20 protein-coding genes and 2 pseudogenes are annotated in these 26,464 nt (G+C 70.3%); 14 read left to right on the top strand and 8 right to left on the bottom strand.

Annotated features, from left to right (window positions below; translation table 11 throughout):
* Positions 1 to 89 precede the first annotated feature (89 nt).
* A pseudogene (locus ACWCQS_RS24690) lies at positions 90 to 389 on the bottom strand (transposase); the annotation flags it as partial.
* A 341-nt stretch (positions 390 to 730) separates the two neighbouring features.
* Between ACWCQS_RS24690 and ACWCQS_RS24685 the strand changes: the two are divergent.
* The 9 genes and pseudogenes from ACWCQS_RS24685 (at position 731) to ACWCQS_RS24645 (ending at position 13,349) form a co-directional block, all read left to right on the top strand.
* Positions 731 to 3,475, top strand: a complete 2,745-nt coding sequence (locus ACWCQS_RS24685; protein WP_451006450.1) for an AAA family ATPase — start codon at positions 731 to 733, stop codon at positions 3,473 to 3,475.
* Positions 3,476 to 4,222: 747 nt separating this feature from the next.
* Positions 4,223 to 5,581 carry an MBL fold metallo-hydrolase gene (locus tag ACWCQS_RS24680; RefSeq protein ID WP_451006449.1) on the top strand — a complete coding sequence of 453 codons (1,359 nt, stop codon included), beginning with the start codon at positions 4,223 to 4,225 and terminating at the stop codon, positions 5,579 to 5,581.
* A gap of 52 nt (positions 5,582 to 5,633) precedes the next feature.
* Positions 5,634 to 6,557, top strand: a complete 924-nt coding sequence (locus ACWCQS_RS24675) for an alpha/beta fold hydrolase (protein WP_451006448.1) — start codon at positions 5,634 to 5,636, stop codon at positions 6,555 to 6,557.
* 187 nt (positions 6,558 to 6,744) lie between these two features.
* Positions 6,745 to 7,590: an alpha/beta fold hydrolase gene (locus ACWCQS_RS24670; protein ID WP_451006447.1), complete on the top strand. Its 846-nt coding sequence runs from the start codon at positions 6,745 to 6,747 to the stop codon at positions 7,588 to 7,590.
* 68 nt (positions 7,591 to 7,658) lie between these two features.
* Complete coding sequence (locus ACWCQS_RS24665; RefSeq protein WP_451006446.1) at positions 7,659 to 8,534, top strand: alpha/beta fold hydrolase; 876 nt, start codon at positions 7,659 to 7,661, stop codon at positions 8,532 to 8,534.
* Positions 8,535 to 8,832: 298 nt separating this feature from the next.
* Positions 8,833 to 9,360: an SLAC1 family transporter gene (locus ACWCQS_RS24660; protein ID WP_451006445.1), complete on the top strand. Its 528-nt coding sequence runs from the start codon at positions 8,833 to 8,835 to the stop codon at positions 9,358 to 9,360.
* A gap of 165 nt (positions 9,361 to 9,525) precedes the next feature.
* A pseudogene (locus tag ACWCQS_RS24655) lies at positions 9,526 to 10,101 on the top strand (alpha/beta fold hydrolase); the annotation flags it as partial.
* Between the two features lie 147 nt (positions 10,102 to 10,248).
* Entirely contained in the window at positions 10,249 to 10,674 is a 426-nt protein-coding gene (locus ACWCQS_RS24650) for a tautomerase family protein (protein WP_451006444.1), read from the top strand.
* 1,298 nt (positions 10,675 to 11,972) lie between these two features.
* A complete protein-coding gene (locus ACWCQS_RS24645) occupies positions 11,973 to 13,349 on the top strand; it encodes an MFS transporter (protein ID WP_451006443.1) in 1,377 nt (458 codons plus the stop codon).
* A 177-nt stretch (positions 13,350 to 13,526) separates the two neighbouring features.
* On the opposite strand, the gene ACWCQS_RS24640 is transcribed toward ACWCQS_RS24645, so the two are convergent.
* The 4 genes from ACWCQS_RS24640 to lnt form a co-directional block, all read right to left on the bottom strand.
* A complete protein-coding gene (locus ACWCQS_RS24640; protein WP_451006442.1) occupies positions 13,527 to 15,446 on the bottom strand; it encodes a helix-turn-helix domain-containing protein in 1,920 nt (639 codons plus the stop codon).
* A gap of 76 nt (positions 15,447 to 15,522) precedes the next feature.
* On the bottom strand, positions 15,523 to 16,338 hold the full coding sequence (locus ACWCQS_RS24635) for a 3-hydroxybutyrate dehydrogenase (protein ID WP_451006441.1): 816 nt from the start codon (positions 16,336 to 16,338) through the stop codon (positions 15,523 to 15,525).
* 54 nt (positions 16,339 to 16,392) lie between these two features.
* On the bottom strand, positions 16,393 to 16,872 hold the full coding sequence (locus tag ACWCQS_RS24630; RefSeq protein WP_451006440.1) for an NUDIX hydrolase: 480 nt from the start codon (positions 16,870 to 16,872) through the stop codon (positions 16,393 to 16,395).
* Between the two features lie 89 nt (positions 16,873 to 16,961).
* The gene (lnt, locus tag ACWCQS_RS24625) at positions 16,962 to 18,572 is read right to left on the bottom strand and encodes an apolipoprotein N-acyltransferase (protein WP_451006439.1); all 1,611 of its coding nucleotides are present in this window, start codon (positions 18,570 to 18,572) and stop codon (positions 16,962 to 16,964) included.
* A gap of 488 nt (positions 18,573 to 19,060) precedes the next feature.
* Here lnt and ACWCQS_RS24620 point away from each other — a divergent pair, with 488 nt between their 5' ends.
* A complete protein-coding gene (locus tag ACWCQS_RS24620; protein ID WP_451006438.1) occupies positions 19,061 to 20,023 on the top strand; it encodes an O-antigen ligase family protein in 963 nt (320 codons plus the stop codon).
* 39 nt (positions 20,024 to 20,062) lie between these two features.
* Here the strand turns inward: ACWCQS_RS24620 and ACWCQS_RS24615 are convergent, their stop codons facing one another.
* Together ACWCQS_RS24615 and ACWCQS_RS24610 are read right to left on the bottom strand one after the other, a co-directional pair.
* Entirely contained in the window at positions 20,063 to 20,608 is a 546-nt protein-coding gene (locus tag ACWCQS_RS24615) for a hypothetical protein (RefSeq protein ID WP_451006437.1), read from the bottom strand.
* Between the two features lie 94 nt (positions 20,609 to 20,702).
* Entirely contained in the window at positions 20,703 to 21,488 is a 786-nt protein-coding gene (locus ACWCQS_RS24610) for a glutamate racemase (protein WP_451006436.1), read from the bottom strand.
* 39 nt (positions 21,489 to 21,527) lie between these two features.
* Here ACWCQS_RS24610 and ACWCQS_RS24605 point away from each other — a divergent pair, with 39 nt between their 5' ends.
* Positions 21,528 to 22,721 (top strand): glycosyltransferase, encoded by a 1,194-nt coding sequence (locus ACWCQS_RS24605; protein ID WP_451006466.1) that lies wholly within the window; start codon positions 21,528 to 21,530, stop codon positions 22,719 to 22,721.
* Positions 22,722 to 22,727: 6 nt separating this feature from the next.
* On the opposite strand, the gene ACWCQS_RS24600 is transcribed toward ACWCQS_RS24605, so the two are convergent.
* Positions 22,728 to 24,032: a TerD family protein gene (locus tag ACWCQS_RS24600; protein WP_451006465.1), complete on the bottom strand. Its 1,305-nt coding sequence runs from the start codon at positions 24,030 to 24,032 to the stop codon at positions 22,728 to 22,730.
* 292 nt (positions 24,033 to 24,324) lie between these two features.
* Between ACWCQS_RS24600 and ACWCQS_RS24595 the strand changes: the two genes are divergently transcribed.
* The 3 genes from ACWCQS_RS24595 to ACWCQS_RS24585 all read left to right on the top strand — a co-directional run bounded on the left by ACWCQS_RS24595 (position 24,325) and on the right by ACWCQS_RS24585 (position 26,421).
* On the top strand, positions 24,325 to 24,762 hold the full coding sequence (locus ACWCQS_RS24595; RefSeq protein ID WP_450982586.1) for a DUF6643 family protein: 438 nt from the start codon (positions 24,325 to 24,327) through the stop codon (positions 24,760 to 24,762).
* A 44-nt stretch (positions 24,763 to 24,806) separates the two neighbouring features.
* Positions 24,807 to 25,631: an MOSC domain-containing protein gene (locus ACWCQS_RS24590; protein ID WP_451006435.1), complete on the top strand. Its 825-nt coding sequence runs from the start codon at positions 24,807 to 24,809 to the stop codon at positions 25,629 to 25,631.
* Positions 25,632 to 25,815: 184 nt separating this feature from the next.
* On the top strand, positions 25,816 to 26,421 hold the full coding sequence (locus tag ACWCQS_RS24585) for an Rv1733c family protein (RefSeq protein WP_451006434.1): 606 nt from the start codon (positions 25,816 to 25,818) through the stop codon (positions 26,419 to 26,421).
* The last annotated feature ends 43 nt before the right edge of the window (positions 26,422 to 26,464 follow it).

Below are 26,464 nucleotides of genomic sequence, written 5' to 3'. Positions count from 1 at the left end.
GAGCGCGGCACGGCAACGAGGCCGTCCCCCGACACTCACCGGGGAGTCACGGCCCATGGGTTGGGCCGCAGCATCGATACTTCCCCAATGAGGCAGCGGACGATTTCGCGCCGGGTCTTGCCCTCCTTGATCCGGCGCTCGTAATAGTCCTGGGTGCGCGCGTCGACCCTCAAGCGGGTGAACACGATGCGGTGGAGCGCGGCGTTGGCCTGCCGGTCGCCACCACGGTTGAGGCGACGGAACTGCCGGCGCCCCGAGGAACGCTCGACAGGGCTGACACCGCACAGCGCGGCGAACGACGCCTCATTGTCGAGCCGTTCCGGGTTGTCCCCCACCGTGATCAGCAGAGCGACCGCCGTGTCTGGACCGATCCCGACCACGTCGAGCAGCTGCGAGGCATGCCGTTCCAAGCCCTGCGCCCGCTGCGGCACTGCTGACGGCGCCAGTGGAGCAGTTTCGAGAACCTGCAAGAGCGATTCGTCAGAGGCATGTCCTGGCGATACCGGCGGGACTCGCACCCACAGCCGACGGAATGGGGGGCGACAGGTGCCTGTGTCCCGTACCGAAAGTGCTGCCATAGCGCACTTGACCTGCAACCACCGGCTTCACCAACCCGAAAGTGGATCAACGGTGTGCCGAGAGTCGATATCATTGCCGGCACGTCACCCCATGGCGACTGCAAGCCCCTGGTGACGTAGCTTGCTCGGACTTATGGCCGCGAGGTGATCCAGTGAGAGCGAAGCCTTTGCGTGGCCGCGGGGAGGCGCTTGCACGACTGCTGAGCGGTGTGAGAGCGGTCAAGCAGCACGAGACAAGCTCTGTCCTGTTGATCTCCGGCCCGGCCGGGATCGGCAAGACCGCGGTGATGTCCGAGCTCTGCGCGCAGGCTGCAGCCATGTCTCTGCGGGTCGCCCGCAGCAAATGCGATGAGATCGAGCAGATCCGGCCCGGCGCGGCATTTCTGGGTCTCCTGCGGTCCGGTCCAAAACCGCTACTGACCGCGGACGAATTCGCCCAGATCGTCGGGGACGCTGACGAGCCGCTGCTGCTCGCGGACCGTTTCGAGGAAGTGGCCGCGCGAGGCCCTGTGCTGATCGCGATAGATGACGTGCAGTGGGCCGATGCGGCGAGCCGCTTCCTTATCCGCACCCTGGTGCCACGGCTCGCCGGCCTGCCGGTCGCCTGGGTGCTGACCAGCCGCGACGAACCGTTCGACGACTTCACTGGTCACGAAGCGATTCGAGTGGTGCACGAGCAGCTCGGGCCGCTCGGCGGATCAGAAGTGACGTCTGTCGCACGGGACCGGCTCGGGTACGTGCCGGATGCGGAGACTCGTCGGTACCTCACTGCAACCGGCGGTAATCCGTTGTTCGTGGAACAGATGATCGACTCCGTGGCCCGAGCGCATGCGCACGGTGACGACAAGGCCACTCTCGTGGCCGAGTTCCAGACGGCGGTCGCCCAGCAGGTATCAGCGATGGACAGGCACGTGCGAGACCTGGTGGAGGTGCTTGCCACCGCGGGACGGCCGATGCCGATGCGGGATCTCGTCGCCCTGCTGCCAAGTGCCGGTTCTGCGATACCGGCTGCGTTGGCCACCCGCCTCGTATCGGCGACCGAGCAGGGGCTTTCGATGCGCCACGATCTCGTCGGGGCGGCGGTCCGTGAGACGCTGCCTCGGAAGGTCATGCGCGACCTGCACACCCGCTTCGCGACCTACTACCTCAACGAAGCGGGGGATCCCCTGACCGCTGCCGCGCATGCCCGGTTGGCCGTGGAACCTGGCGACCTTGCGGTCGTGCACGTTCTGGTTGCCGCCGCCGAGCGATTGTCCGGGCTCGGGCTCAGCAGTGACGACGCCGGAGACCTGGCCACGCTCGCTTTCCGCGCGCTGAACCCCAGCCAGCCGGAATGGCTGGCTATAAGCCTGCGCTGCCTGACCGTACTGGCCCGTACCCAGCGTGTGCGCGAGGCGATCGCTGTCGCCGACCTCGTCATCGCCAGCCAGGACGACAGCGACATCGTCGGCCAAGTGCACGTCGATGCCGCTCGCGCTCTGTGGCTGAGCGGTCGCGTCACGGAACTCACGCAGCGCCTTGAGCGTGTACTGGCGAGCACGGCTCTGAAACCGGGCACGAACTCACGACTCCGTGCCGCATACGCACTGGCGCTGACCCGGGCAGACGCCGGCGAGACCGCGGCGAAGGAGGCGGCAGAAGCCGCGGGGCAGGCCCGTGCCTCAGGAGACCGGGAAGCTCTCGTGCTCGCCCTTCAGGCGCTCGGAGAGACGGCCCGTAACGAGGGTCGGCACGGGATCGCGCTTCGGAACTTCCGTGAACAGCGGGTGGTGAGCGGCTCCGCCTTCCTTGCGGAAGAGGTCACCTCGCTGCAACTGCTGGACCGCTATGCCGACGCCCAGGCCCTGCTCGACCAGGCCCGGCTGCTCGGCGGCGGACGCCTCGACATGCTGCCCGGTCTGCAGAGCGCGCAAATGTGGCACGACTTCCTCCTCTGCAAGCTCGACGACGCGGAGGCAGGCGCCGCGGCGGTAGCCGACCTGGGCCATCAGCTCGGCACGAACCTCTACGTCCTTGACGCACATGTGGTCCGCACCGGAGTGGCACTGCTGCGTGACGACCTCGACAGGGCGGCCGCGCAACTGGCAGCGGTGGACAAGCTCACCGGAGCGGATCCGGCGGTGCGGGAACCCTGGATCGCCGTCATGAGCGGCTGGCTCGCCGGCCGCCAAGGCGACCTCCACGCGTCCATGCGGACCCTGGCCCCGGTGCTGCGGGGCGCCGGGGCCGCCTTTCATTACTGGCCGTTGTGGCCGTGCTGGCTCGGTATGTTCTTTGAATTCGGCGGCCAGTCCCGAAACCAGGACTTCGCCGCAGAGGTCGTCGAGGCCGCGTCGCAGTCCGCCCGGCGCAACCCGGGTGTAGCCAGCTTCGAGGGCATCGCACTGCAACTGCGCGGTGTTCGAGACAACGACCTCGACATGCTGGCGCGGGCCGCAAGCGTCCTGCAAGCGAGCCCCAGACCGCTTCTGCGCGGTGGAGGAGCCGCCGCATACGGGCGTGCACTGCTCGCGGCCGGCCGCCATGACGACGGAATCGCCCAACTCGACCGTGCCTGGGATGAATACGACCTGGCGGATGCCCGGGCTCACCGTGCAACGGTGGAGCGGCTGATGCGCGACGCCGGTGCCGACAGCGCCAAGTGGAAGGTGTTGCCCGCTGAGCAGACCCGCGGCTGGACGGCGCTCACGCCGGCGGAACAGCGGGTTGCCGTCTTGATCAGCGCCGGCTACACGAACAAGGCCGCCGCGTCGCGGTTGGGAGTCTCCATCAACACGGTGGGCACCCAAGCAAGATCCATCTTCGCGAAGCTCGGCGTGCAGTCTCGTGTTCAACTGGCCAACCACCTGCACGAGGAGGGCCTCGTCGGGCCCGGCGAGCAGCCCGAAGCTCACTGAGGAGGCAAGCTGCTCCCTGGTCGGCCCAGGCCCTTGCCCACGCATTGATCCCAAACGGTAAGCACTCTGGCTCAGAGTACCGGCCTTGCCGGTCGGTAGGGTCGTCGTCGGGGGACACGTAGCACTCACCGTCGCACACCCGGCGGGCGACCTTCTTGCAGCCGATGACTGCCTCGGCCGCGTCGCGCTCGGCCTCCTCGGCGAGATCGCGCCAGTGGTCGCGTCCACCTTGTCTTCGAGGGCCGCAGCGAGCTTCGTGTGAACACCCGCGCCAACCGGGCGCTGGCCGCCCTGCGCGGGCGTCAGGGGTGAGATGGTCTGCGTCCGCACTTGATGCGTACGGCACGTCGGGGACCAGGTCGGTCTCACCCGAGCGGGCGCCCAGGTGCACATCGCCCGGTGCGCCCGACTCGTACACCGTGCCGCCCTTGGGACGCGGACCTGCTGGAGTTCATCCGCTCCTGACGTCCGCGGCCCGATGGCGTCAGGGACGCCGCCGCCCACGAACCCAGCGTGTGCGCGGTAGCACACGTCTGGGCGGTTCGGTCCCCGCGCTGTGTCCGTCACCGCCCGTGAGGGTCCGGAGACCCCGCGCCTGGCGAGTTGGTGAGGGCGTCTACAGGTGTCACCTGTTCATGTGATGGAGCCCAGCGTTTTGCTGGGTTTCACTGGAGGCCATGCATACGGGATGCCTGATACCCGAGCCCCAGCAGAAGGCCGACCAGGTATCCAGATAGGAGCACTACGGTGGACGTCGAAATCCTGAGGACAGAAGGGCTCGGCGACCGGACGTACGTTGTGCACAACGGTCACGTGGCAATAGTGGTGGACCCGCAACGTGATATAGACCGGGTCGAGAAGCTCGTCGCCGACCTCGGGGTCACGCTGGCCGCAGTGGTGGAGACGCACATCCACAATGACTACGTGACGGGCGGATTTGCACTGGCTCAACGCAGCGGTGCCCGATACCTTGTCAGCGCGGATGACGCGGTTTCGTTTCACCGAGTTCCGGTGAATGACGGCGACGAAATGATATTCGGTTCCCTGCATCTGCGGGCGCTGAAGACGCCGGGTCACACCCCGCACCATCTGTCGTATGTGATCCGCGACGCGCGGAGGCCGGACCAGTCGCCGGCGGTGTTCACCGGCGGATCGCTTCTGTACGGAAGCGTGGGCCGTACCGACCTCGTCGATCCGGCACAGACCCTGACACTGACCGGCCTCCAGTACCAGTCTGTGCGACGCCTGGGAGACGTGCTCCCGGACGACACCCCGGTATTTCCGACCCACGGCTTCGGGAGTTTCTGTTCCGCAGGGGAGACGGCACCCGATGACCGCAGCGCAATCGGCCGGGAAAAGATTCGGAACGATGTATTCACTGCTGCGGACGAGCAGTCTTTCATCGAAAAGCTGCTGGAAAACATCACCCCCTACCCTGCTTATTACGCCCACATGGCACCGCTGAACCTGGCGGGTCCTGCACTCCCTGACCTGAGCGCCCCCGAGCCGGTGAGTCCGGCGGAGCTGCGGCGCAGGCTTCGGGAGGGAGAATGGATTGTGGACGTTCGGAGCCGGAAGGCTTTCGCCGCCAACCACATCGACGGCTCTGTCAGTATCGAGCTCGGCGATCAGTCCGCGATCTATCTCGGATGGATTCTGCCGTGGGGTTCGTCGATCACGCTGATCGGGGAGAGCTCCTCGGACGTCGCCGCCGTGCAGCGCCAATTGGCCCGTATCGGCATCGATCACCTGGCAGGTGCCGCGGCCGGTCCCTTCGACGAGATCAGTGCCGGTCTCGGACACAGCAGTTACCCCAGCGTCGACTTCGCTCACGTGCCCGCGACCCTTGGTGACGATGACGTGATTCTGGACGTGCGCCGAGCCGACGAACGCGTGCGAGGGCACATACCCGGCTCGCTGCACATCCCGCTCACCGAGCTCCTGGACCGAATCGACGAACTGCCCCAGACGCGCCTGTGGGTGCACTGCGGATCAGGCTTCCGCGCCGGCATCGCCGCAAGCCTGCTGGACCGTGCCCTCCGGTCCGTCGTTCACATCGACGACTTCTACGCGAACGCGGCGAACCGCGGACGCGACGTGTCCTGAACAAGACGAGAATCCCGGACGAAAAAGTGTCCGGCGAACAGAAAGTATCATCATGTCTCACAACAAAGACAGGTCGTTCGGCGACAAGCAGATATACAACGAGCTTCGCGTACCCACGGCTGCGGGTGAACTCTATGTCCGCGACTACGCGGGCAACGGACCGGCCTTCGTGATGCTGCACGGGTTCCCTGACAACCTCGGAATCTTTGACAAGATCGCGCCCCTCGTCGCGGAATCGGGTCGGCGAGTCGTCGTTTTCGACTTCCTCGGCTTCGGCGATTCGGACAAGCCCGGCGCGGGCTACTCCTTCGACCAGCAGGCCGGTGACGTGCTCGCCGTGGCCGACGCCCTCCACCTCGACCGCATCATCCCCGTCGGCCACGACGCGGGCGGCGCCGTGGCGGTGAACTTCGCCCTGAGCCACCCGGAACGTACTGCCGAGGTGGCCCTGCTCAACTGCTTCTACGGAAACAGTCCGTCGCTGCGGTTCCCCGAACTCATCCTGTTCTTCGCGACTCCCGAACTGTCCGCGCTGAGCCAGCACTTCCTGCGCAGCCCGGCCCGCTTCGAACAGATCCTGGAGTTCCAGCGCACCGAGTTCCGCGAGATCCTCGGCACCGAGGAGCAGATCGACTACGACGAGTTCCTGGGCCGGCTCATCGACGAGAACTTCAGCCGCCAGGGTTCGGGACCGGCTTTCGCCCACATGACGGCACAGCTGCTGCCCGAGGTGGCCCGCGAAGACCAGAACATGCCCGCGCTCGAACAGCTCGACATCCCCTTCCGTCTCATCTGGGGTGCCGAGGACCCCTACCTCAGCCCGGCAGTCGCCGAGGAGATCGCCAAGCACCTGCGTAACGCCACGCTCACCGTCCTGGCGGGCGGGGGGCACTGGCCGCAGCTCGACCGGCCGGCCGAGGTCACTCGCGCGCTTCTGTCCGGACGCCGACAGCAGCAAGTGACCAGTACGGGATGAGCTGACGGGGCGCCCGCACCATCCCGGCCGTGCCGACGCAAGGCACTTGGCAGGGTGCCGGGCAGCGGAACCGAGTTGTCGGCAGCCGCCGGGGATTCGCGACTCGACGGCTGCCGGCTCGCCTGTCGCACGACCGCCCGCGCGCGGGCGTCAGTATGTCGGCCCTTTGAATGAGGAGAACGCAGGAATGAGCACCTACGCGGATGTCAAGACGCAGACCATCGAGGCGGCGAACGGCGTCACCTACGCCTATCGCAGCCTCGGAGACGAGACCGACGGGCGGCCTCTGGTGCTGCTGCAGCACTTCCGCGGCAACCTCGACAACTGGGATCCCGCTCTCATTGACGCTCTCGCCCAGGGCCGCCGCGTCATCACCTTCGACAACCGGGGCGTCGGCGCGACCACGGGCAGCACTCCGCACACCGTCACCGCCATGGCCGAGGACGCGGTGGAGTTCATCACCGCGCTCGATCTGACACGGATCGACCTGCTCGGGTTCTCCCTCGGCAGCTTCGTCGCCCAGGAGGTGGCCCTGCTGCGCCCCGACCTGGTGAACCGCCTCGTGCTGGCCGCAGCCGCTCCGCAGGGCGCACCGGACATGCACGGCTGGGCACCCGAGGTCATCGCGGCCGTCGGTGGCGAAGTCCCGTCCGCGGAGGGGTACGTACGCGTCTTCTTCACTTCCGCAGAGGTGGGACAGACGGTCGCCGGGCGGGTGTTCGGCAGTCGCGTCGACGGGCACGACGCAACCACGAGCTGGGAGACCCGGCTGGCACAGTACGACGCGGTGACGCAGTGGGGCATCCCGAACCACGCGCAGTTGGAGCGTCTGCGGGGGATCACCCAGCCGGTCTTCGTCGCCAACGGCGACAGCGACCCGATGATCCTTCCGCGTTACTCCCACCTGCTGGCAGGTCTGCTGCCGAACGCGGCCATCAAAATCTACCCCGACGCGGCCCACGGATTCCTCTTCCAGCATTACCAGGAATTCTCCGGAGATGTCGCGGCCTTCCTGGAAGAACAGAGTCGCTAGTCACCCCTGACGGATTCTGGTTACGTTTTCGAGTTTCGTCTGCAGCTCATACAAAGAAAGACCACAAAATGCCCAGCCAGCATTCGCTTCCCGCGATTCACATTCCGGGAACCACCAGCCACACTCTCGCACCCCGCGGCGAGGACAGCCACGAGGGAACGCTGCGCTACCTCAAAGCGGGAACCGGCTCTCCCCTGATCCTGTTGCACACCGTGCGCACGCAGGCCGAGCACTTTCGCTCCCTCATTCCACTGGTCGCGGACAACTACACCGTGTACGCCCTCGATCTGCCGGGGATGGGGTACTCCGAGATCGTGCCCGGCGCGTCGTACGAGGAGCCGGCGATGCGCGCGGCCGTCGAGCGGCTGATCACCGAACTCGACCTGCACGACGTGACGCTGGTGGGCGAGTCGATGGGGGCCGTGCTCGCCCTGACCACCGCCGCCGATCTGCCTGAGCGAACGAGGCGCGTCGTCGCGGTCAACGCGTACGACTTCCGGGACGGGATCCTTCGGTCCGGCCTCCTTGCCCGGGTGATCGTCGGTGGTGTGCTCACACCGGTGGTGGGGCCGGTACTGGCCAGGATGGAGACCAAGGCCATCCTCCGCGGCGTCCTGCTGGGCGGCCTGGGGGACAAGGCCGCTCTGCCGGCGGACTACGTGGACGAGCTCTCGCGGGTGGGCAGCCGTCCCGGCTATGCGACCGTGGCACGGGCGGTGTACCGGAACCTGCCCAGCCTTATCGCCGCCCGGTCGCGCTACGACGAGGTCGAGGCTCCCGTCCACCTCGTCTACGGGGAGAAGGACTGGTCCCGGCCGTCGGACCGGGAGGCCAACAAGAAGCTGCTGCCATCCGCCGATTTCACCCAGGTCCCGGGAGCAGGTCACTTCATCGCGCTGGAGAGACCCGACGTGCTGGCCAAGCTGCTCAACGCGGCGGCGTGACCACGCGAATCCCCAAGACCGCCCTGCGTCGAAGCCCCGGCTCGCACGGCGCCCGCAAGCAGCGAACGAGCACAACCAAGAGGTCGCGATGAAATCCGAAGCCCCCAGCGTTCCGACTGATTCGAGTACGGGGGATTCCGTCGGACCCGCGGCACTGGTTTTGCCTGCTCCGGAGGCCGGCGACACCCGGTGGGCCACGCGCTCCGAAAGGATCAACCTGCTGTCGATCTCCCTCGGCGCGGCGGGAATGGGCGGCGCGTGGCAATCGGTCGCAAACACGCTCTCGGCCCCCATCGGTGTGAGCGATGCGCTGTTCACGATCATCGCGAGCATCACCGCATCGGTCGTCCAGTGGCCGAAGGTGGCTGACGCCGCCTTCGCCATCGGCGTGCTGTACTGGCTCGTCTTCGGCACGGTCATCCTGAGCAGCCTCGTGGGCAGCGGCAGCCTGCCCGAGCGTGCCCGGCCGACCCTGACCGTCCTGATCATCCCGCCGGCGACAGGCGGACTGGCATGGCTGGCCGCTCACCCCGGCCCCGTGAACGCCGTCGGATACGGATTCGCCGGCCTGCTCGCCTTCACCATCCTCATCGTGGTCTATCTCCTCTCCGACCTCGGCCTGCGCACCTTCCACACCGGGTACTGGATCTTCTCGTTCCCGGTGGCGGCAAGCGCCAACTTCGTCATCCGCTGGTCCCACGGAGCGGACCTACCGGCCTGGCGGGCGGTGAGCTGGGCAGTGCTCGCGGCCGCGACCCTGTTCTGGCTGACGCTGGTGGCCGCCACGGTCGCCCACGCCCTCGGCCGCAGACGGGCGACCGCGTAGGGACCGGTCCTCCCTGTCACCACCCATGTCCTTCGGCCACGGGCCCCTCTGAAAGTGAGGTCATCATGGAACGCAACCTTCTGGTGATCGGGTCTACCGGCAAGACGGGTAGCCAGACAACCGAACTGCTCCTCGAACGCGGCCACCGCGTTCGCGCCCTGGTCCGACGAAGGAGACGTCATCCTGGTCGGCCACTCCACCGGCGGCGGCGAGGTGACCCGTGCCGCCGCCGGCCGGGCTGCCTCCCGGGTCTCCAAGCTCGTTCTGGTCGGCGCCATTCCGCCGCTCATGCTCAAGACCCCGGCCAACCCCGAGGGCCTGCCCCTGGACGTCTTCGACGCCATTCGCGACGGCGTTCTCGCCGACCGCTCGCAGTACTACCAGGACCTCAGCGTCCCCTTCTACGGCGCCAACCGCGACGGCTCCTCGGTGTCGCAGGGAGTGCGGGACTCCTTCTGGCTGTGGGGCATGCAGGTCGGCATCAAGCCCGCCTTCGACTGCATCAAGGCGTTCTCCGAGACCGACCTGACCGAGGACCTCAAGCACATCGACATCCCCACCCTTCTCGTGCACGGCGACGACGACCAGATCGTGCCCATCGGCGCCGCGGCCGAAAAGGCTGTGAAGCTCCTCAAGGACGCCGAACTCAAGGTCTACCCCGGCGCCCCGCACGGCCTGATGTCCGTCGAGCCCCACAAGAAGCGGTTCCACCAGGACCTGCTCGCCTTCCTGGCCTCCTGACGCGGACCGGATCTGGCGCTCGGGTCTGCCGAGCGCCACCTACCCGGGACCTCACACAGCAGGCCACCCGGTTCGGCCTCGGCAGCCCGAACCGCCCCCTCCCCCCACCCATTCACCCTCCTCTACGCGCCCGGGAGAACCCCAGCGATGCCCATGATCGACGTCTATGCGACGACCGGAACCTTCAGCAACTCCCGACAGCTCGCCCAGGACCTGGCTGCCGCCGTCATGGCCGTCGAGCAGGTTCCCGACATCCCCCTCTTCCGACAGAACACCGCCGCGTTCGTCCACGAGTTGCCCGAACACGCGCTGTCCGACGTCGACGGCGGCAACAACCACGTCCGTGTGCAGGTCCTCACCAACCACGGCGCCCTCGACCGCGCCAAGCAACTCGCCGTCGTCCGTCGGCTGACCGACATCGTGGCCGAGGCCGCCGCCGACCCGACCCTGGCCGAACGCACCTGGGTCCTGCTCACCGAGGCCCCGGACGGCGGCTGGGGCCTGGCCGGCCACGCACACACCAACGGCGAACTCGTTGATGCGGCCCGCCGCGAACTCGCCAGGCGCGACTGAAACCAGTCGCCGCTCACCCGGTATCCGCCGCCACGGCACCCCTCTCACCGCCCTCAGCGTGGTTTGCAGAAAATGACAGTCCGTCAGGTTCTCTGCCGTGGCCCCACGGTGGGCCACGGCCCTTCGAGCACCTGCTGCCCTACTTCCGACTCCTGAACATCGGCCCCTACTAATAGACTCCACGGTCTCCAACTCCACGGCGGCGTCAGTCGCTTGACGTCTCTCCCATGATCGTCGGATCCGCCGTTAGATTGGCCCTGGCTCACATCCGGTGGTGACGTTAAGTAGCCGTCATGGCTGACAGTAAACACCGCCAGTCCAGCATGGGTGAAGCGACTGTCGGCACCGTTCACGCCTAGCTCGACGACGCGTCTGCGACTGCTCTCCCCGGAGCTCGGATCGGACCTGGCGCACTAACGGTGACGCTCTGTCACCATCGGATGTGAGCCAGGGCCGTTAGATTTGCACTCCCCCATCGCGCCAGCCATGCCGCCGAGCCAGACAAAAACACAACCAGCCGACGGGGGCTTCGTCACACTGCCGGCTGTCACGGGCGAGTCACAAACCCCGTGGACACCCTCTCGGCACAGGATCTCGAACCTAGACATATGTGCCCGCACAGGACTGGATGGACGCCCCTGGACGGCTTCTACGACATGTGCCAGGTGGGACCGTCAGCTCGGAGCGGGCGGCTACGGCCAATCCAACCGAGCCGCAGCCCCAAGGTCTGCATCAGTCAAGATCCGGACCATTCCCGGGCCAGCAGTCCCGGCAAGATCCACACGGCTGCCATATTCGCAGGTCAGCGAGCTGTTTGCGCTGTACCACCAGCAGACGAAGAGTCTGCTGGGTCGAACGCCTACCACGCGCAGGCGCAACGCCTTGTCCTTGCCCGCAGAGCCGAGCGGCAAAGCGGGGTCGACCTCTCGTTCAGGTCGCCTACCACGCAACGGCCCTGAGCCGATCGGCCCCAAGATGTCCGAGTTCAACGGAGCGTAGTCAGCACCAAGTCAGCACGGGAGGGGTGAGCACGGGTGATGACGTGGGCTTTTAGTCAGCACCAAACCAGCACGGGAGTCAGCACCGCACCGTCAAATCACCCCGAACTGCGCGTCCCGGACAGCACTCGTTTCGACCACCTTCGAGCCCCTGAACCGCTCTTCCGTGAGCCGGCATGGTGGCCGCACGCATAGCCAATACTCGAACTATGTTGCCCCACCACATGGGCCCCTGACCTGCATCTTCCTACCGTGTGCCGACACGTACCCGTCCCCACCGCACACGAGGAAGTGGCGCACATGGCCTCCGGAACCACCGCTCCCCCACCCCCTGCCAGCCTCCCCAGAATCGTCGCCGCCAGCCTCATCGGCACCACCATCGAGTGGTACGACTTCTTCCTCTACGGCTCCGCCGCCGCGCTGGTGTTCAACAAGCTGTTCTTCCCGGACTCCGACCCGCTCGTCGGAACTCTGCTGTCGTTCCTGACGTATGCCGTCGGCTTCGCGGCCCGCCCGCTGGGGGCACTCGTGTTCGGGCACTACGGTGACCGGCTGGGGCGGAAGAAGCTGCTGGTGCTGAGCCTGGTGCTGATGGGCGGAGCGACGTTCGCCATCGGGCTGTTGCCCACCCATGCCACCGTCGGGGCCGCCGCGCCCGTGCTGCTGACCACCCTGCGCCTCGTCCAGGGGTTCGCGCTCGGCGGTGAGTGGGGCGGTGCCGTCCTGCTGGTGTCGGAGCACGGGGACGCGCGGCGGCGCGGTTTCTGGGCCTCGTGGCCGCAGACCGGCGCACCGGCGGGGCAGTTGCTCGCCACCGGTGTGCTCTCGCTGCTGACCGCCGTGCTCTCCGACAACGCCTTCGGGACCTGGGGCTGGCGGATTCCGTTCCTGCTCTCCGGGGTGCTCGTGCTCATCGGTCTGTGGATACGGCTGTCCGTCGACGAATCACCCGTGTTCAAGGAGGCGTTGGCGCGCGCCGAGTCCCGGCGTGCGGAGGAGACCGAGAAGCTGCCGCTCGTCTCCGTGCTGCGGCACCACTGGCGGGACGTGCTGGTGGCCATGGGCGCCCGCATGGCCGAGAACATCAGCTACTACGTCATCACCGCCTTCATCCTCGTGTACGCCACCACCTCGGCAGGCGTGTCCAAGCAGACCGCGCTCAACGCCGTGCTCATCGGCTCCGCCGTGCACTTCGCCGTCATCCCGGCCTGGGGCGCGCTGTCCGACCGGGTCGGGCGGCGGCCCGTGTACCTGCTCGGCGCGGCCGGTGTCGGCCTGTGGATGTTCCCGTTCTTCTCGCTCGTGGACACCGGGTCGTTCGGCTACCTGGTCCTGGCCGTGACCGTCGGGCTCGTGCTGCACGGCGCGATGTACGCGCCCCAGGCCGCCTTCTTCGCCGAAATGTTCGCAACGAGGATGCGGTACTCGGGTGCGTCCATCGGCGCGCAGTTCGCCTCCGTGGCGGCCGGCGCGCCGGCCCCGCTCATCGCCACCGCGCTGCTCGACGACTACGGCAGCTCCACTCCGATCGCCCTGTATGTGATCGCCGCCGCTGTACTGACCCTGGTCGCCGTGGGCGTCGCTCGCGAGACGCGACACCGGGATCTCGCCGACGTCGAGGCCGAGAGCGGCGAGTCCGCCACTACCGGTCAGGCCGCACAGGCGCACACGGCCTGACCGGCACAACTCCGATCCCACCGCACGCAACTCCACCCGGCCGGCGAGGCTCCCATCGGCCGGCGCGGTTCCGCCCGGTCGGCGCGACTTCGCCCGGCCGGCGCGGCCCCCCACCGGCATGGCCCGCCGCACGCGCATCCGCCGCCCAGCCCCCCGTACGGCGCGCCCGTACGGGGGTCAGCGTCTGTCCGGGGCCGCCAACCGGTGCAGTCGCAGGGCCAGTTGAATCTCCAGGGCGCGGGCCGGGGTCTGCCAGTCCTCGCCCAGCAGCCGGCCCACCCGCTCCAGCCGTTGGGCGACCGTGTTCACGTGGACGTGCAGCGCGTCCTTGGTGCGGGCCGGGCTCATCCCGCAGGCGAAGTAGGCGTCGAGGGTGCGCAGCAGTTCCGTACCGCGTCGCTCGTCGTAGGACACGACCGGGCCGATGGTGCGGTCGACGAAGCCGGCGACGTCCCGTTCGCCCGCGAGGAGCAGGCCGAGGAAGCCGAAGTCCTCGGCCGCCGCGCCGTCCCCGGCCCGGCCCAGCAGATGCAGCGCGTCCAGGCAGCGGCGGCCCTCGGCGTAGGCGCCGACGACGGTCTCGGGGTGGGTGGTGAGCTCGGTGACGGGGGCGGAGGCGCCGACCGTGACCGGCTGGTGGACGGCCGTTCCCAGCTGGTGGGCGGTGCGCCGGGCCAGGTCTGTGGCGCTGTCGCCGGCGGTGAGCGGCAGCAACAGGACGGTGCCGCCGTCGCGTGCGGCGGCCAGGCCGTGCCGGGTCGCGGCGAGGTGGGAGGCGGCCGACCACAGCCGGCGGCGGGCCGCGGCCTCCTCGTCGGCGTCGGCCGCCGGGCCGTCGAGGCGTGCGGCGAGGACGACATGGGTGGCGTCCAGGTCGGCGTGCAGCCGGGCGGCGCGTTCGCGCAGCAGGCGCGGATCGCGGTCGCGCGCGTCCAGCAGGTCGTCCAGCAGCTCGCCCCGCACCCGCTGTTCGGCCTCGGCCGCCGAGCGGCGGGCGAGCAGGAGCAGCGAGGTGACCATCGCCGCGCGCTCCAGGGTGCGCTGGTCGACGGGGTCGAGGCCGGGATGCCCGCGCAGGACCAGCGCGCCGAGGAGTTCGCCGCCCGCGGCGACCGCCGCGATCCAGTCGTTGCCGTGCCGTACGGCGTGTCCCTCGGCCCGGGAGGCCTCCAGCGCGTCGGCCGGTGCCGCATCGGACTCGCTGAACTCCACGGTGCCGTCGAGGACTTCCGAGACGGCGCCGGCCACGTCGTGCACCCCGCCGCCGCGCAGGACGAGTTCGGCGAGCCGGTCGTGTACGTCCGAGGCGCGCTCGATGACCGCGCTGCGGTCCCGGATGATCTCGTTGGCGTGCTCCAGGCCTGCCAGGGCGGCACGGGTCTCGGTCAGCAGGTTCGCTGTGTCGATGGCGGCCGCGGCGAGCGCGGCGAAGGAGCCGAGCAGGGCGATCTGCGCGCGTTCGAAGACGCGTGCCCTGCGGTCGGCGGCGAAGAGGACGCCGATGACATGCGGGCCGAGCATGAGAGGGACGCCGAGGATGGCGACCAGGCCCTCGTCGCGGACGCCGTCGTCGATGGAGAGGGTGTGCTGGAAGCGGGCGTCTTTGAAGTAGTCGTCCGTGACGTACGGCCGTGTCGTCTGGGCGACCAGTCCGCCGAGGCCCTCGCCCATGCCCAGGCGCAGCTGCTGGAAGCGGGCGGAGACCGAGCCCTCCGTGACCCGCATGTAGGTGTCGCCGCGCGCCGGGTCGTTCAGGGTGAGGTAGGCGACGTCCGTGCCGAGCAGGGAGCGGGCGCGCTGCACGATGGCCTGCAGCACAGCGTCCAGATCACGCAGGCCCGCGAGGTCGTGGGCGGTCTCGAAGAGCGCGGACAGCTCCGCCTCGCGGCGCCGGCGACCCTCCAGCTCGGCACGGACCCGCAGGGCGAGCAGTTTGGCCTGTTCCAGCGCGGCGATCCGGTCGCCCGGTCCGCCCTCGGCCCGGGCGAGCAGCAGCGGCTGCTCGTACGCCTCCGCGGAGGCGTCGCGCGCCAGCAGCTCGAGGTACGGGGCCTCGATGCTGCCGCTGGGTGCCGTCTGAACGTGATCGCGAGACATGGTCACAGGATTCCGCATCGACCGCTCGGCCCGTCAGGCCTGTGGAAAACTTCCGGGCCGGGCACTGCCGGGCGCTTCAGTGGGCCGTCCACCCGCCGTCGAGCACCAGCGAGGTGCCGGTGACGAAGGACGCCTGCGGGCTGCACAGGTAGGCCACGGCCTCGGCGACCTCCTCCGGTTCGATGAGCCGCTGGAGTGCGCTGTCCTTCAGCAGGACCTCGGACAGCACGCGTTCCTCGGGGATGCCGTGCGCCTGCGCCTGGTCGGCGATCTGCTTCTCCACCAGGGGCGTGCGCACATAGGCCGGGTTCACACAGTTCGAGGTCACCCCATGGGCGGCGCCTTCCAGAGCGGCCGTCTTCGACAGGCCCTCCAGACCATGTTTGGCGGCCACATACGCGGCCTTGTAGGCGGAGGCACGCAGACCGTGGACGGAGGACACATTGACGATCCGGCCCCAGCCCTGCGCGTACATGTGCGGCAGGGCGCCGCGGATGAGACGGAACGGCGCCTCAAGCATCACGGTCAGCACGGTGTGGAAGACCTCGGGCGGGAACTCCTCGATGGGGCGCACCAGTTGCAGGCCCGCGTTGTTGACCAGCACATCGGCGCCGGCGGCGGCGCGTTCGGCGGCGTCGAGGTCGGTGAGGTCCACGGCGTGCGGTTCGACGGCTCCGGGCAGGTCACCGGCTCGTTCCACCTGCTGGGCCAGCTCGGCCAGGCCGACCGCGTCCCGGTCGACGGCCCGCACCCGCGCACCGGCGGCCGCCAGCCGCAGCGCGCAGGCGCGGCCGATGCCGCTTGCGGCGCCGGTGACGAGGGCGGTGCGGCCGCCGAGATCCAGGGCGAAGGGCTGAGGGCGAAGGCCGGGCGAGAGGCTGGACGAGGTCATGTGCCGACCCTAGGTGGCACTCAGCCGTCACCACATGTGGCGACCACCCATACTTCAGCGGACAGCCGTAGGGGCAAACCATGTGGGTGCGCCAGACATGGCCTGCTTGATCCGAAAGTGGCCGAACTCGTTGAGCTCGGGCAGCGCGTCCACCGTGAACCAGCCCACTTCCAGGGACTCGTCGTCGTTGACCCGCGCCTCGCCGCCCACGGCCCGGCAGCGGATGGTGATGTCCATGTACTGGCACTGGTCACCGTTGGGATAGGTGACCGGATCCAGAGCCTGGACGAGGACGACCCGCTCGGCCACGCAGTGCACCGCCGTCTCCTCGAAGACTTCCCGCACGGCGCAGGCCGCCGGCTGCTCACCGGGTTCCGGGATGCCCCCGATCACCGACCACTTGCGGGTGTCGGTCCGCCGGCCCAGGAGCACTCTGCCCTCGTCGTCGAAGACGATCGCGGTGACCCCGGGCAGCCAGAGCAGTTGCCGGCCGGCGGAGGCCCGGAGCGTGCGTATGAAGTCAGGAGTAGCCATGGGCCCGACCCTAACGGGCCGGACCCATGCCTTCCTGGCAGTTCAGTGGCCGCACGCACCATTTCAGGGGGCGTATGCCGGTCGTACGGCTATGCGCCACCGGCGCGCCGACGGCGCAGTCCGGACCCGATCGCCCAGCCGACACCGCCCGCGGCGACCAGCACCAGAGCGACCTCCGGGAGGATGCCCAGCTCGGTGGCGGGGGTCTTGGACGTGCGCAGCGGCACCTTCTGGACGAGGTAGGCGGGCACGAACATGCCGGTCCGCTGGGTGATCTTCCCGTCCGGCATGATGATCGCGCTGACGCCGCTGGTCACCGGCACGGTGACGGTGCGGCTGTGCTCGACGGCGCGGATCCGGGACATGGCGAGCTGCTGGTAGGTCATCTCGCTGCGGTCGAAGGTCGCGTTGTTGCTCGGCACGGAGATCATCTCCGCGCCATGGGTGACCGTGTCCCGCACGTCCCAGTCGAAGGCGGCCTCGTAGCAGGTGGCCAGGCCCACCTTGGCGCCGTCGATGTCGAACACACCCGGACTGCTGCCGCGGCTGAAGTCCTGGCGGACCATGCCGGTCCAGTTCTTGTTGATCGCGCCGACGAACCCGCGCAGCGGGAGGTACTCGCCGAACGGCTGGATCTGCCGCTTGTCGTAGGTCTGCGTGGGTCCCTTGGCCGGGTCCCAGAGGATCTGCTCGTTGAGCAGTTTGCCGTCCCGCTCCACGACACCGCCGACCGATATGGGCGCACCGACGGCCTTGGCGGCGCCCTCGATGACGGCGGCCGCATCGGGGTTGGCGAAGGGGTCGATGTCGGAGGAGTTCTCCGGCCACAGCACGTAGTCGGGTTTCGGGGTCTTGCCCGCCTTGATGTCGGCGGCGAGCTTAAATGTCTCGCGGACGTGGTAGTCGAGCACGGCCCGCCGCTGGGCGCTGAACTCCAGCCCGGAGCGCGGCACATTGCCCTGGATGACCGCGACGGTCCGGGTGCCGGCCTCGGCCTTGTCGCTCACCAGCGGCCGTGCGGCGACCGCGCCCGCCACCGGGACCGCCACGCTCAGCAGCGCGGCGGCGGCCGCGCCCCGCCGTACGACCTGGGTCCGGCGCCGCTCGGCGATCAGCCGGCCGGCCTCGTACAGACCGAATCCGCACAGGACGACCGCGAAGCCCAGCACCGGCGTGCCGCCCACCGCGGCCAGCGGCAGGAAGACGCCGTCCGCCTGCCCGAACGCGATCTTGCCCCAGGGAAAGCCCCGGAAGGGCACGCGCGCGCGTACCGCCTCGCCAGCGATCCAGAGGGCGGCCGCCCACACCGGCCAGGCCGGCAGTCGGGAGACGGCCGCGACACCGACGCCGACGAGGGCGATGAAGATCGCCTCGATGGCGACGAGGGCCAGCCAGGGACCAGGACCGACCTCCACACCGGTCCACACCAGCAACGGCAGCAAAAAGCCGAGCCCGAAGAGGTAGCCGAGGCCGAGGGCCGACTTCCAGCCACGGCCGCGCAGCACCCAGGCGAAACCGGCGAAGGCGGGCAGCGCCAGCCACCACAGGGTGCGCGGCGGGAAACTGACGTAGAGCAGCACTCCACAGAGCGCGGCGGCGACGGCCGGGACCAGGCGGAGCAGGCGGCCGCGGAACGCGCTGGGCGCGGGGGACGGCTGGAGCTGGTCCGGCTGGTCCACGGAAGTTGCGGTGACGGTCACCCGGGTGAGTGTACGGCGGCTGCCCTGGGCGCCGACAGCACGGTTCGCGGGCCGGGACCGACGCCGCCGGCCATGGTTGTGCCTGGTCGCCGCCCACGCCGGCCGGCCGACCCGCCTGTGTGGTGCTCGGCACCCGGTCCGGCCCGAGGGCCGGCACCGACTCCCGGCGGCCGCACGAAGGGCACGTTCCGCCCCGGCGCGCGACCGCGCCGGCGGCACGGAAGGCTCCCCACCACCCCGCCCTCTCCACGGCGATCCGCCCGCTCCAGCGCCACTTTCCGCCGCATCTCGTGCCCAAACCGGTCATCAGCCGCTACGGTGAGCCCAGCCTCGGCAGTGCGGCCGGATCCGGCGCGTGCCCGGCCGTGGCCTGGGGCAACGGGGACCGGGGACGAGGGGCAGCGGTGGGGTCGACGGGGACAAGATCCGCGGCCGGTGTGGACGCGGGCGCGGTCGACATCAGACGAAGTGTTTCTGACGGGGCGGGCATGATCCTGCTGGGCGCCTGCGCCGGCTGGTCGCTGATCACCGCCGCGACGCACGACGGACGACCCGAGGGCATGCTGCTCGCGGTCCTCGCCGTGGCCGCCGGTCATGCCGTCGGCCGGGTGTCCGGGGCACTGCTGCCGGTGGCCGCGCCATGCGCCGGCGCGGCGGCCGGACTCGCGCTGGCCGTGGGCCTGCCCGCGCTCTCCGCGGGTCCCCGGTACGCCGCCCCGCTCGGCCACGCCGGTGGCACGGCCGCCGTGCTGGCGCTGGCCACGGGTGCCGCGTGCTGTGCCGCCTGGGCGACGGCCGTACCGGAGCTGAGGCTGGTGCTGCGGCTGCTGGCCGTCGGGATCGTGCTGACCGGGGGTGTGCTGGGCTCTGCTGCCGGGTGCGTGGCTAGTACGGCCGTACTGCTGTGTTCGCTGGCAGCGGGCTCGGTGTCCCGCCGGGGCGGCTGTCTGCTGGGCCTTGCGGTGACGGCAGCACTGGTGGCCGGAATGGCCTGGGCTCTCGCCGCCGATGTGCTGCCGGGTGGACTCGCCCGGGTGCTCGAAGGCCGACTGGCCGAACACCGGGTCGCGCTGTGGCGGGACGCCCTGCACCTGGCGAGCCGGAACCGGGGGCTCGGCGTCGGTCCGGGACGGTTCGGCGAGCTGGGCGGCATGGCCCCCCGGACGCTGTCCGCCGACGGCAAGCCGCACTCGGCACTGCTCCAGCTGGCGGCGGAGCAGGGCCTCGTCGGGGCGCTGCTGTCCGTGGCCGCGTTCTGCTGGGTGCTGCACGCGCTGTGGCGCTCTCCGCGCTCCACCCCGGTCGCCCTGACCGCCGGTGCGGCCCTGACGGCGCTCGCGGTGTTCGCCACGGTGAGCGACGCGCTCAGCTTCACCACGGTGACCGTGGGCGCCGGGCTGCTGGCCGGATGGGCGACGGCGCGGCCGTGGGCGCGCGAGCCCCGGCTCTGAGCGGTGTCATGCCCTGCGCCGCCTGCGCGGCGCGCGGCCTCAGCGGGCCGAACCCGGAGTGGTCGTCCGCAGCCGGGCCCTGATGACCCGCACCGCCGACTCGGCGTTGTCCACGGTGATCGTGAAGGTGTGGCCGTCCCACAGGCGCAGCACGATGCCCTCGCCGCGGCGTACGACCACGGCCGTGCCCTTCTCGGGGCGCCACCGGTAACCCCAGCCGCCCCAGTTCCGGGGTGTGACGAGGGCGGTGAAGTCGGCGCCGGCCACATGGGAGAGCGGGATGCGGCGGCGCGGCAGTCCCATGTGGCCGCAGCGGATCTCGAGGCACTCCTTGTCGAGCCTGAGGTCGACGTGCACGAAGGCGAGGGTGCCGAAGAGGACCAGGAGACCGGCGGCGATGCAGCCCACGACGGACATCGCCAGCGGGGCGATGCCTGAGGTCCATGCCGAGTCCACGGCCAGCTTGACACCGAGGGCCATGCAGGCCGCGCCGACCAGCGCCAGCAGCCACTGGACCCGGTTCGTCGCACGCCCGGTCCAGACCTCGGGGGTCGGGCCGTCGTCGGCGGGGCGGTCGTCCCTCATATTCATGAGGTTACTCAGGTTTCCCTGCGCGGGTAGGGCGTGGCAGACGGTGACTGACCCAGGTGGGCCAGGGCGGCCCGCCTGTGGTGCGGGGTCAGCGGACGGGGCTGACCGCCTGCAGGAAGCGGCCTTCCGCATAGGACAGTGCCGTCTCCGGGAGCGTGGCCTCGCGACCGCTGAGGAGCACCGTGAGGGTGGTGTCGGCGACGGCTGCCGGGGCCGGCTCCGCGTCGATCCGGCGCAGGGCCTGCGCGGCCACCGCCCCGGCGGAGCCGTGCAGGGCGAGCGGCGGACGGCCGGGCCGCTGGACGGCTGCCCGGATGCGCTCGCCGACCAGCTCGTAGTTGGTGCAGCCCAGGACGACGGTCGTCACGTCCTCGGGGGTGCGGCCGGCGGCCGAGGCGATCGCGGCGTCGATCCCGCTCTCGTCCGCGTGGTGCACCGCGTCCGCGAGACCGGGGCAGGCCACCTCGGTGACGGTCACACCGGCGGCGAACTGCTCGATCAGATTCCGCTGGTACGCGCTTCCGGTGGTGGCGGGCGTCGCCCAGATCGCGACGTGCCCGCCGCCCGCGGCGGCCGGCTTGATCGCCGGGACGGTGCCGATGATCGGCAGGTCCGGTTCGAAGCGGCCCCGCAGCACCGGCAGGGAGTGCACGGACGCGGTGTTGCAGGCGACGATCAGAACGTCGGGCTCATGGGCGGCGGCGGCCTCGGCCACGGCGAGGGCCCGTTCGGTGATGTCCTCCGGAGTGCGCGGCCCCCAGGGCATCCCGTCGGGGTCCCAGGAGAGCACGAGATCCGCGTCGGGCCGCAGCCGCCGTACCGCGGCGGCGGCGGGGAGCAGGCCGATTCCGGAGTCCATGAGCGCGATCTTCACCCGGCCACGATAGACGATCGAGCCTTGCGGCCCGCTCCGGTGGGGCAGACTGCGGGCGTGAGCGCCCTGCTGTGGATCACCGTCGTATCGCTGGCCGCATGGTGCTGGCTGCTGCTCGGCCAGGGCTTCTTCTGGCGCACGGACGTCCGGCTGCCGCCGCGCCGGGAACCGGACGCGTGGCCGTCCGTCTGTGTGGTCGTACCGGCTCGTGACGAGGCCGCCGTGCTGCCCGCGAGCCTGCCGTCGCTGCTGGCGCAGGACTATCCGGGGCGGGCCGAGGTCTTCCTGGTGGACGACGGGAGCACCGATGGCACCGGGGAGCTGGCCCGCAAGCTGTCCCGGCGGCACGGCGGACTGCCGCTGACCGTGGGCTCTCCGGGCGGGCCACCGGCGGGCTGGACGGGCAAGCTGTGGGCGGTCCGGCACGGCATCGGCCTGGCACGCGCGCGTGACCCGGAGTATCTGCTGCTGACGGACGCGGACATCGCGCACGCGCCGGACAGCCTGCGCGCGCTGGTGGCGGCGGCCCACGCCGGGGGCTTCGACGTCGTGTCGCAGATGGCGCGGCTGCGGGTGGAGAGCGCGTGGGAGCGGCTGGTGGTTCCGGCGTTCGTCTACTTCTTCGCGCAGCTGTATCCCTTCCGCCGGATCGGGCGGAAGGGCTCGCGTACGGCCGCGGCGGCGGGCGGCTGTGTCCTGCTGCGCGCGGACATGGCGGAGCGGGCTCGCATCCCGGACGCGATCCGGCACGCCGTCATCGACGACGTGGCGCTGGCGCGCGCGGTCAAGGGCGCCGGCGGGCACGTCTGGCTGGGGCTGGCCGACCGGGTGGACAGCGTGCGTCCGTATCCGCGGCTGCTCGACCTGTGGCGGATGGTCGCGCGCAGCGCCTACGCCCAGCTGCGGCACAACCCGCAGCTGCTCCTCGGTACGGTCGCCGGGCTGGCGCTGGTGTACCTGGTGCCGCCCGCCGCGGTGGTCGTAGGAGCGGCGAGCGGTAGTACGGCGACGGCGGTCGTCGGCGCTCTGGCGTGGGCGGTGATGGCGGGGACGTACGTGCCGATGCTGCGCTACTACCGGCAGCCGCTGTGGCTCGCTCCCCTGCTGCCGTTCACCGCGTCGCTGTATCTGCTGATGACGGTGGACTCGGCCGTGCAGCACTACCGGGGGCGCGGGGCCGCCTGGAAGGGCCGCACGTACGCGCGCCCGGATGCCGTGTCCGACGAGGGCTGAGCCCGGTCACTTGCGGCCGGGCGTCCAGTTCATGCCCCATCCGTAGGCGCGGTCTATGGTCCGCTGCGGGCTCACTCCGCGCTCCGGCACCAGATACCGCGCCTCGCGCTGCACCAGGAGGTCGCCGCCCGTGTTGGTGATCAGGGCGAGCGCGCACACCGTGGACGGCACGGTGCACTCGTCGAGCGAGAAGTCGATCGGGGCGCCGTGCAGCGGTTGGAGGGTGACGGTGGCGTGCAGGTCGGCGAAGGAGTTGGCGCCTTCGTAGATGGTGACGAAGACGAGGATGCGCCGGAAGTCCTGCCTGTGGTCGAGATTGACGGTGAGGTTCTCACCGCTCGCCACGGCACCGGTGCGGTCGTCGCCGTCGAGGTGGATGTACGGCGGCCGGTGCAGCGAACCGAAGGCGTTGCCGAGGGCCTGTACGACCCCTTTGCGGCCGTCGGCGAGCTCGTACAGGGCGCACAGGTCGAGGTCGATCTCTCCTCGCCCGCCTCCCCACCGGCTGCCCCGGCCGGAAAGCTGTTCGCGCATCTGCCAGTTGAGGTTCACCCGCATGGCACCGGAGGTTCCGCCCTGCTTGGCGAGCGAGACGGAGGGCGCCGCCTTGGTGAGGGTGACCTTGGACAGACGGACGGGCTGGGGTGCCCGAGGGGGCGCGGGCGCGGCCGGCATGGTCGGGGGCGACGCGGGCGCGGGCGGCAGCGTGGAGGGGAGTGGCGGTAGGGGGGTCGGCGCCGGAGTCGGGGGCGGAGTCACCGGACGCGCCGCGGCGGGCGGTGCGGCGTGCTGGGGTGTGTCCACGGTGATGCCGAAGTCCGTGGCGAGGCCCTCCAGCCCGCTGCTGTAGCCCTGGCCGACGGCGCGGAACTTCCAGCCGCCCTGACGGCGGTAGAACTCCCCGAGCACGAAGGCCGTCTCCACGGTCGCGCCCGGGCTGTCGAAGCGGGCGACCGCCTGGCCGCTCACGGCGTCGGTCACCTCGATGTAGAGGCCGGGGACCTGCCCGAAGGTCCCGCCGTCGGCGGAGGCGGCGAGCACGATCCGCTCGATCGAGCCCTCCACGCGCGCGAGGTCCACGGACAGGGTGTCGGTGACGCCCGCGGCGGCCGTCCGCTTGCCCTCGTGGCGCACCGCCCCGGAGGGATGGGCGGGCTGGTTGTAGAAGACGAAGTCGTCGTCGGAGCGGACCCTCCCGGTGGCGAGCAGCAGCGCGGAGGCGTCCGCGTCGGGTACGCCGGGTCCGGAGCGCCAGCCCAGTTCTACGCGCAGCGCCGTGGTCGGCACCGGCGCGTTCGCCCCTTTCAGCATGGACATGCCCGCCCCCATCCGTGTCGGCTTCCGTACACCGTCGGCCGTCCAGTCATCCCTACCCGCACAACCTATTCGCCGGTGCGGCGAACGCCCACGACCGGCACCGAAAGATCGCCGGTCAACTCCCGGTAACCCCGCAGGAACTCGCCCTTTACATGATTAAAGCGCGGACCGACGTCCCTTTTTGCCAAGTTCGCTCGGATTGGGGATCCCAGGTCACTGCGGACACGGAAAACAACCCTCTTATCGGTCTCCCCAACGAGCACATCGTGGGCTTAACTTATGTGCCATGACCTCCCCCCGCTCCACTTATGGTGGCGGCTACTACTCCGCCTCCTTCCCGGACACCCCGATCTACGACTCGCTCGTCGCCGAGCGCGGTACCCCGCAGATCGCCCCGATCCGGGTCCCCGCCGCCTACGACTCGGGCAGCAGCCTGCCCGCTCTGCCGTCGGCCCTGCCCGCCCTCCCGGCGGCACCCTCCCCGCAGGCTCCGGCCTACGGCTACCCGCACACGCCGCAGCCCGCGCCCCTGCAGCAGGCACCCACGGCGTACATCCCGCAGCAGGCCGCAGCGCCGCGGGGTTACCCCGGCCCACAGGCCCCCCAGCAGCAGCGCCCGATGGGGATGGGCACGGGTTACGAGGCCATGCGCCCGGCCGCGCCGCGGCCCGCGCCGGCTCCCTACCAGGACCCGTACAACAACCAGCAGTACCGCGGCTACTGACCGGCACGCCGGCCGCTGTCGGTGCCTGCTGACACGATGGCGGCATGGAAAACGCCGTAGTGCAGTCGATCCACGTTCATCCGGTCAAGGCGTTCCGGGGGCACGCACCCCGGGAGGCCGTCGTGGAGCCCTGGGGCCTGGCCGGTGACCGGCGCTGGACGCTGATCGACGACGGGGGAAAGGTCGTCACACAGCGCGAGCAGCCGCGCCTCGCGCTGGCCGCCGCCGAGCCCGAGGCCGGCGGCGGCGTTCGTCTGTCCGCACCCGGCCATGCATCCTTGATGGTCTCCGTGCCCGACCCGGCCGGGACCGTGCCGGTGAACATCTTCGGCACCAAGGTCGAGGCGGTCCCGGCGGCCGCGGCCGCGCATGCCTGGTGCAGCACCTTTCTGCGGGCGGACGTCCGCCTGGTCCACATGGACGACCCGGCCACCCGCCGCCCCGTCGATCCCGAGTGCGCCCTGCCCGGCGAGACGGTGAGCTTCGCGGACGGCTATCCCTTGCTGGTCGCCACGGCGGCCTCCCTCGACGCGCTGAACTCCCTGATCGCCGAGGGTGCGCACGCCGCCGAGGGCCCGCTGCCGATGAACCGCTTCCGGCCGAACGTCGTCGTCGCCGGCACCGAGGCCTGGGCCGAGGACCACTGGTCCCGGATCTCCATGGGCGAGGTCGTCTTCCGCGTCGCGAAGGCGAGCGGACGCTGCGTCGTCACCACCGTCGACCAGGACACCGCCGTACGCGGCCGGGAGCCCCTGCGCACCCTGGCACGTCACCGCAAGGTCGGATCGAGGCTGCTCTTCGGCCAGAACCTCGTGCCCCTCTCGCGCGGCACGATCAGGGTCGGGGACCCGGTGCGGGTGCTGGGGTAGCGCGCGACGGCGGCGCCACGGCCGGGGAACCGAGGGCGGGTCCCGGTCGTTGGGAGACATGAGACCTTCGTGAGAAGCCGCGTGCGTGACCGTCCGCGGTGGACGTGATGTCGCTCTCTCTTGCTCCGGGCCGCGGATGCGCTCCCGCGCCGGGGGTTATGACGGGGCGTAAGGGGGTGGGGAGATGCGGGCGATCAGTGGCCTGTGGCGCTGGCGGCACAATCCGCTGCGCCGTGCGACCGACCTGGCCGAGGCATGGGTGGCCCTCGTGGCGCTGGTGCTGGTCGCCGCGGCCGCGCCCGTGGTCGGTTGTCTGGTCGGCGCCGCCGCCCAGGACTCGCTGCAGCGGTCCGTGCGCGAGCAGCGGCACACGCGCCACCTCGTCATGGCCACCGTGGTGCGCGACCTGCACGAGGCTCCGCTGGAGACCGACCCCGACACCACGGCGGCGCGCGAGTCCCGCAGCCGTGTTCTCGCGAACTGGATCGCGCCGGACGGCACCCGCCGGCACGGCCCCGCCCTGGCCGAGCTCAAGTCCCCGCACGCGGGCGACCGCTTCGGACTCTGGACGGATCCGCACGGCCGAATAGCGACCCGTCCGCTGGACTCCCCCACCGCCACGACACACGCGGTGCTCGCCGGGATCGGCGCGGCTCTGCTGGTCGCGGGCCTGGTCGAAGGCGGCAGACGGCTGACGGTGTGGCGCATGGTCCGCGGACGGTACGCACGCTGGGACCAGGCCTGGGACCGGGCGGGCCCGGACTGGGGCAAGGCGGGCACCGGCTGCTGACGGCCTTCCGGCTCTGGTCAACCCACCATGCACGCACGCGCTA

This window comes from Streptomyces sp. NPDC002076 (assembly GCF_053593835.1).
The sequence above is the reverse complement of the archived record's forward strand: the minus strand, read 5'-3'. Positions and strand labels throughout refer to the sequence as shown.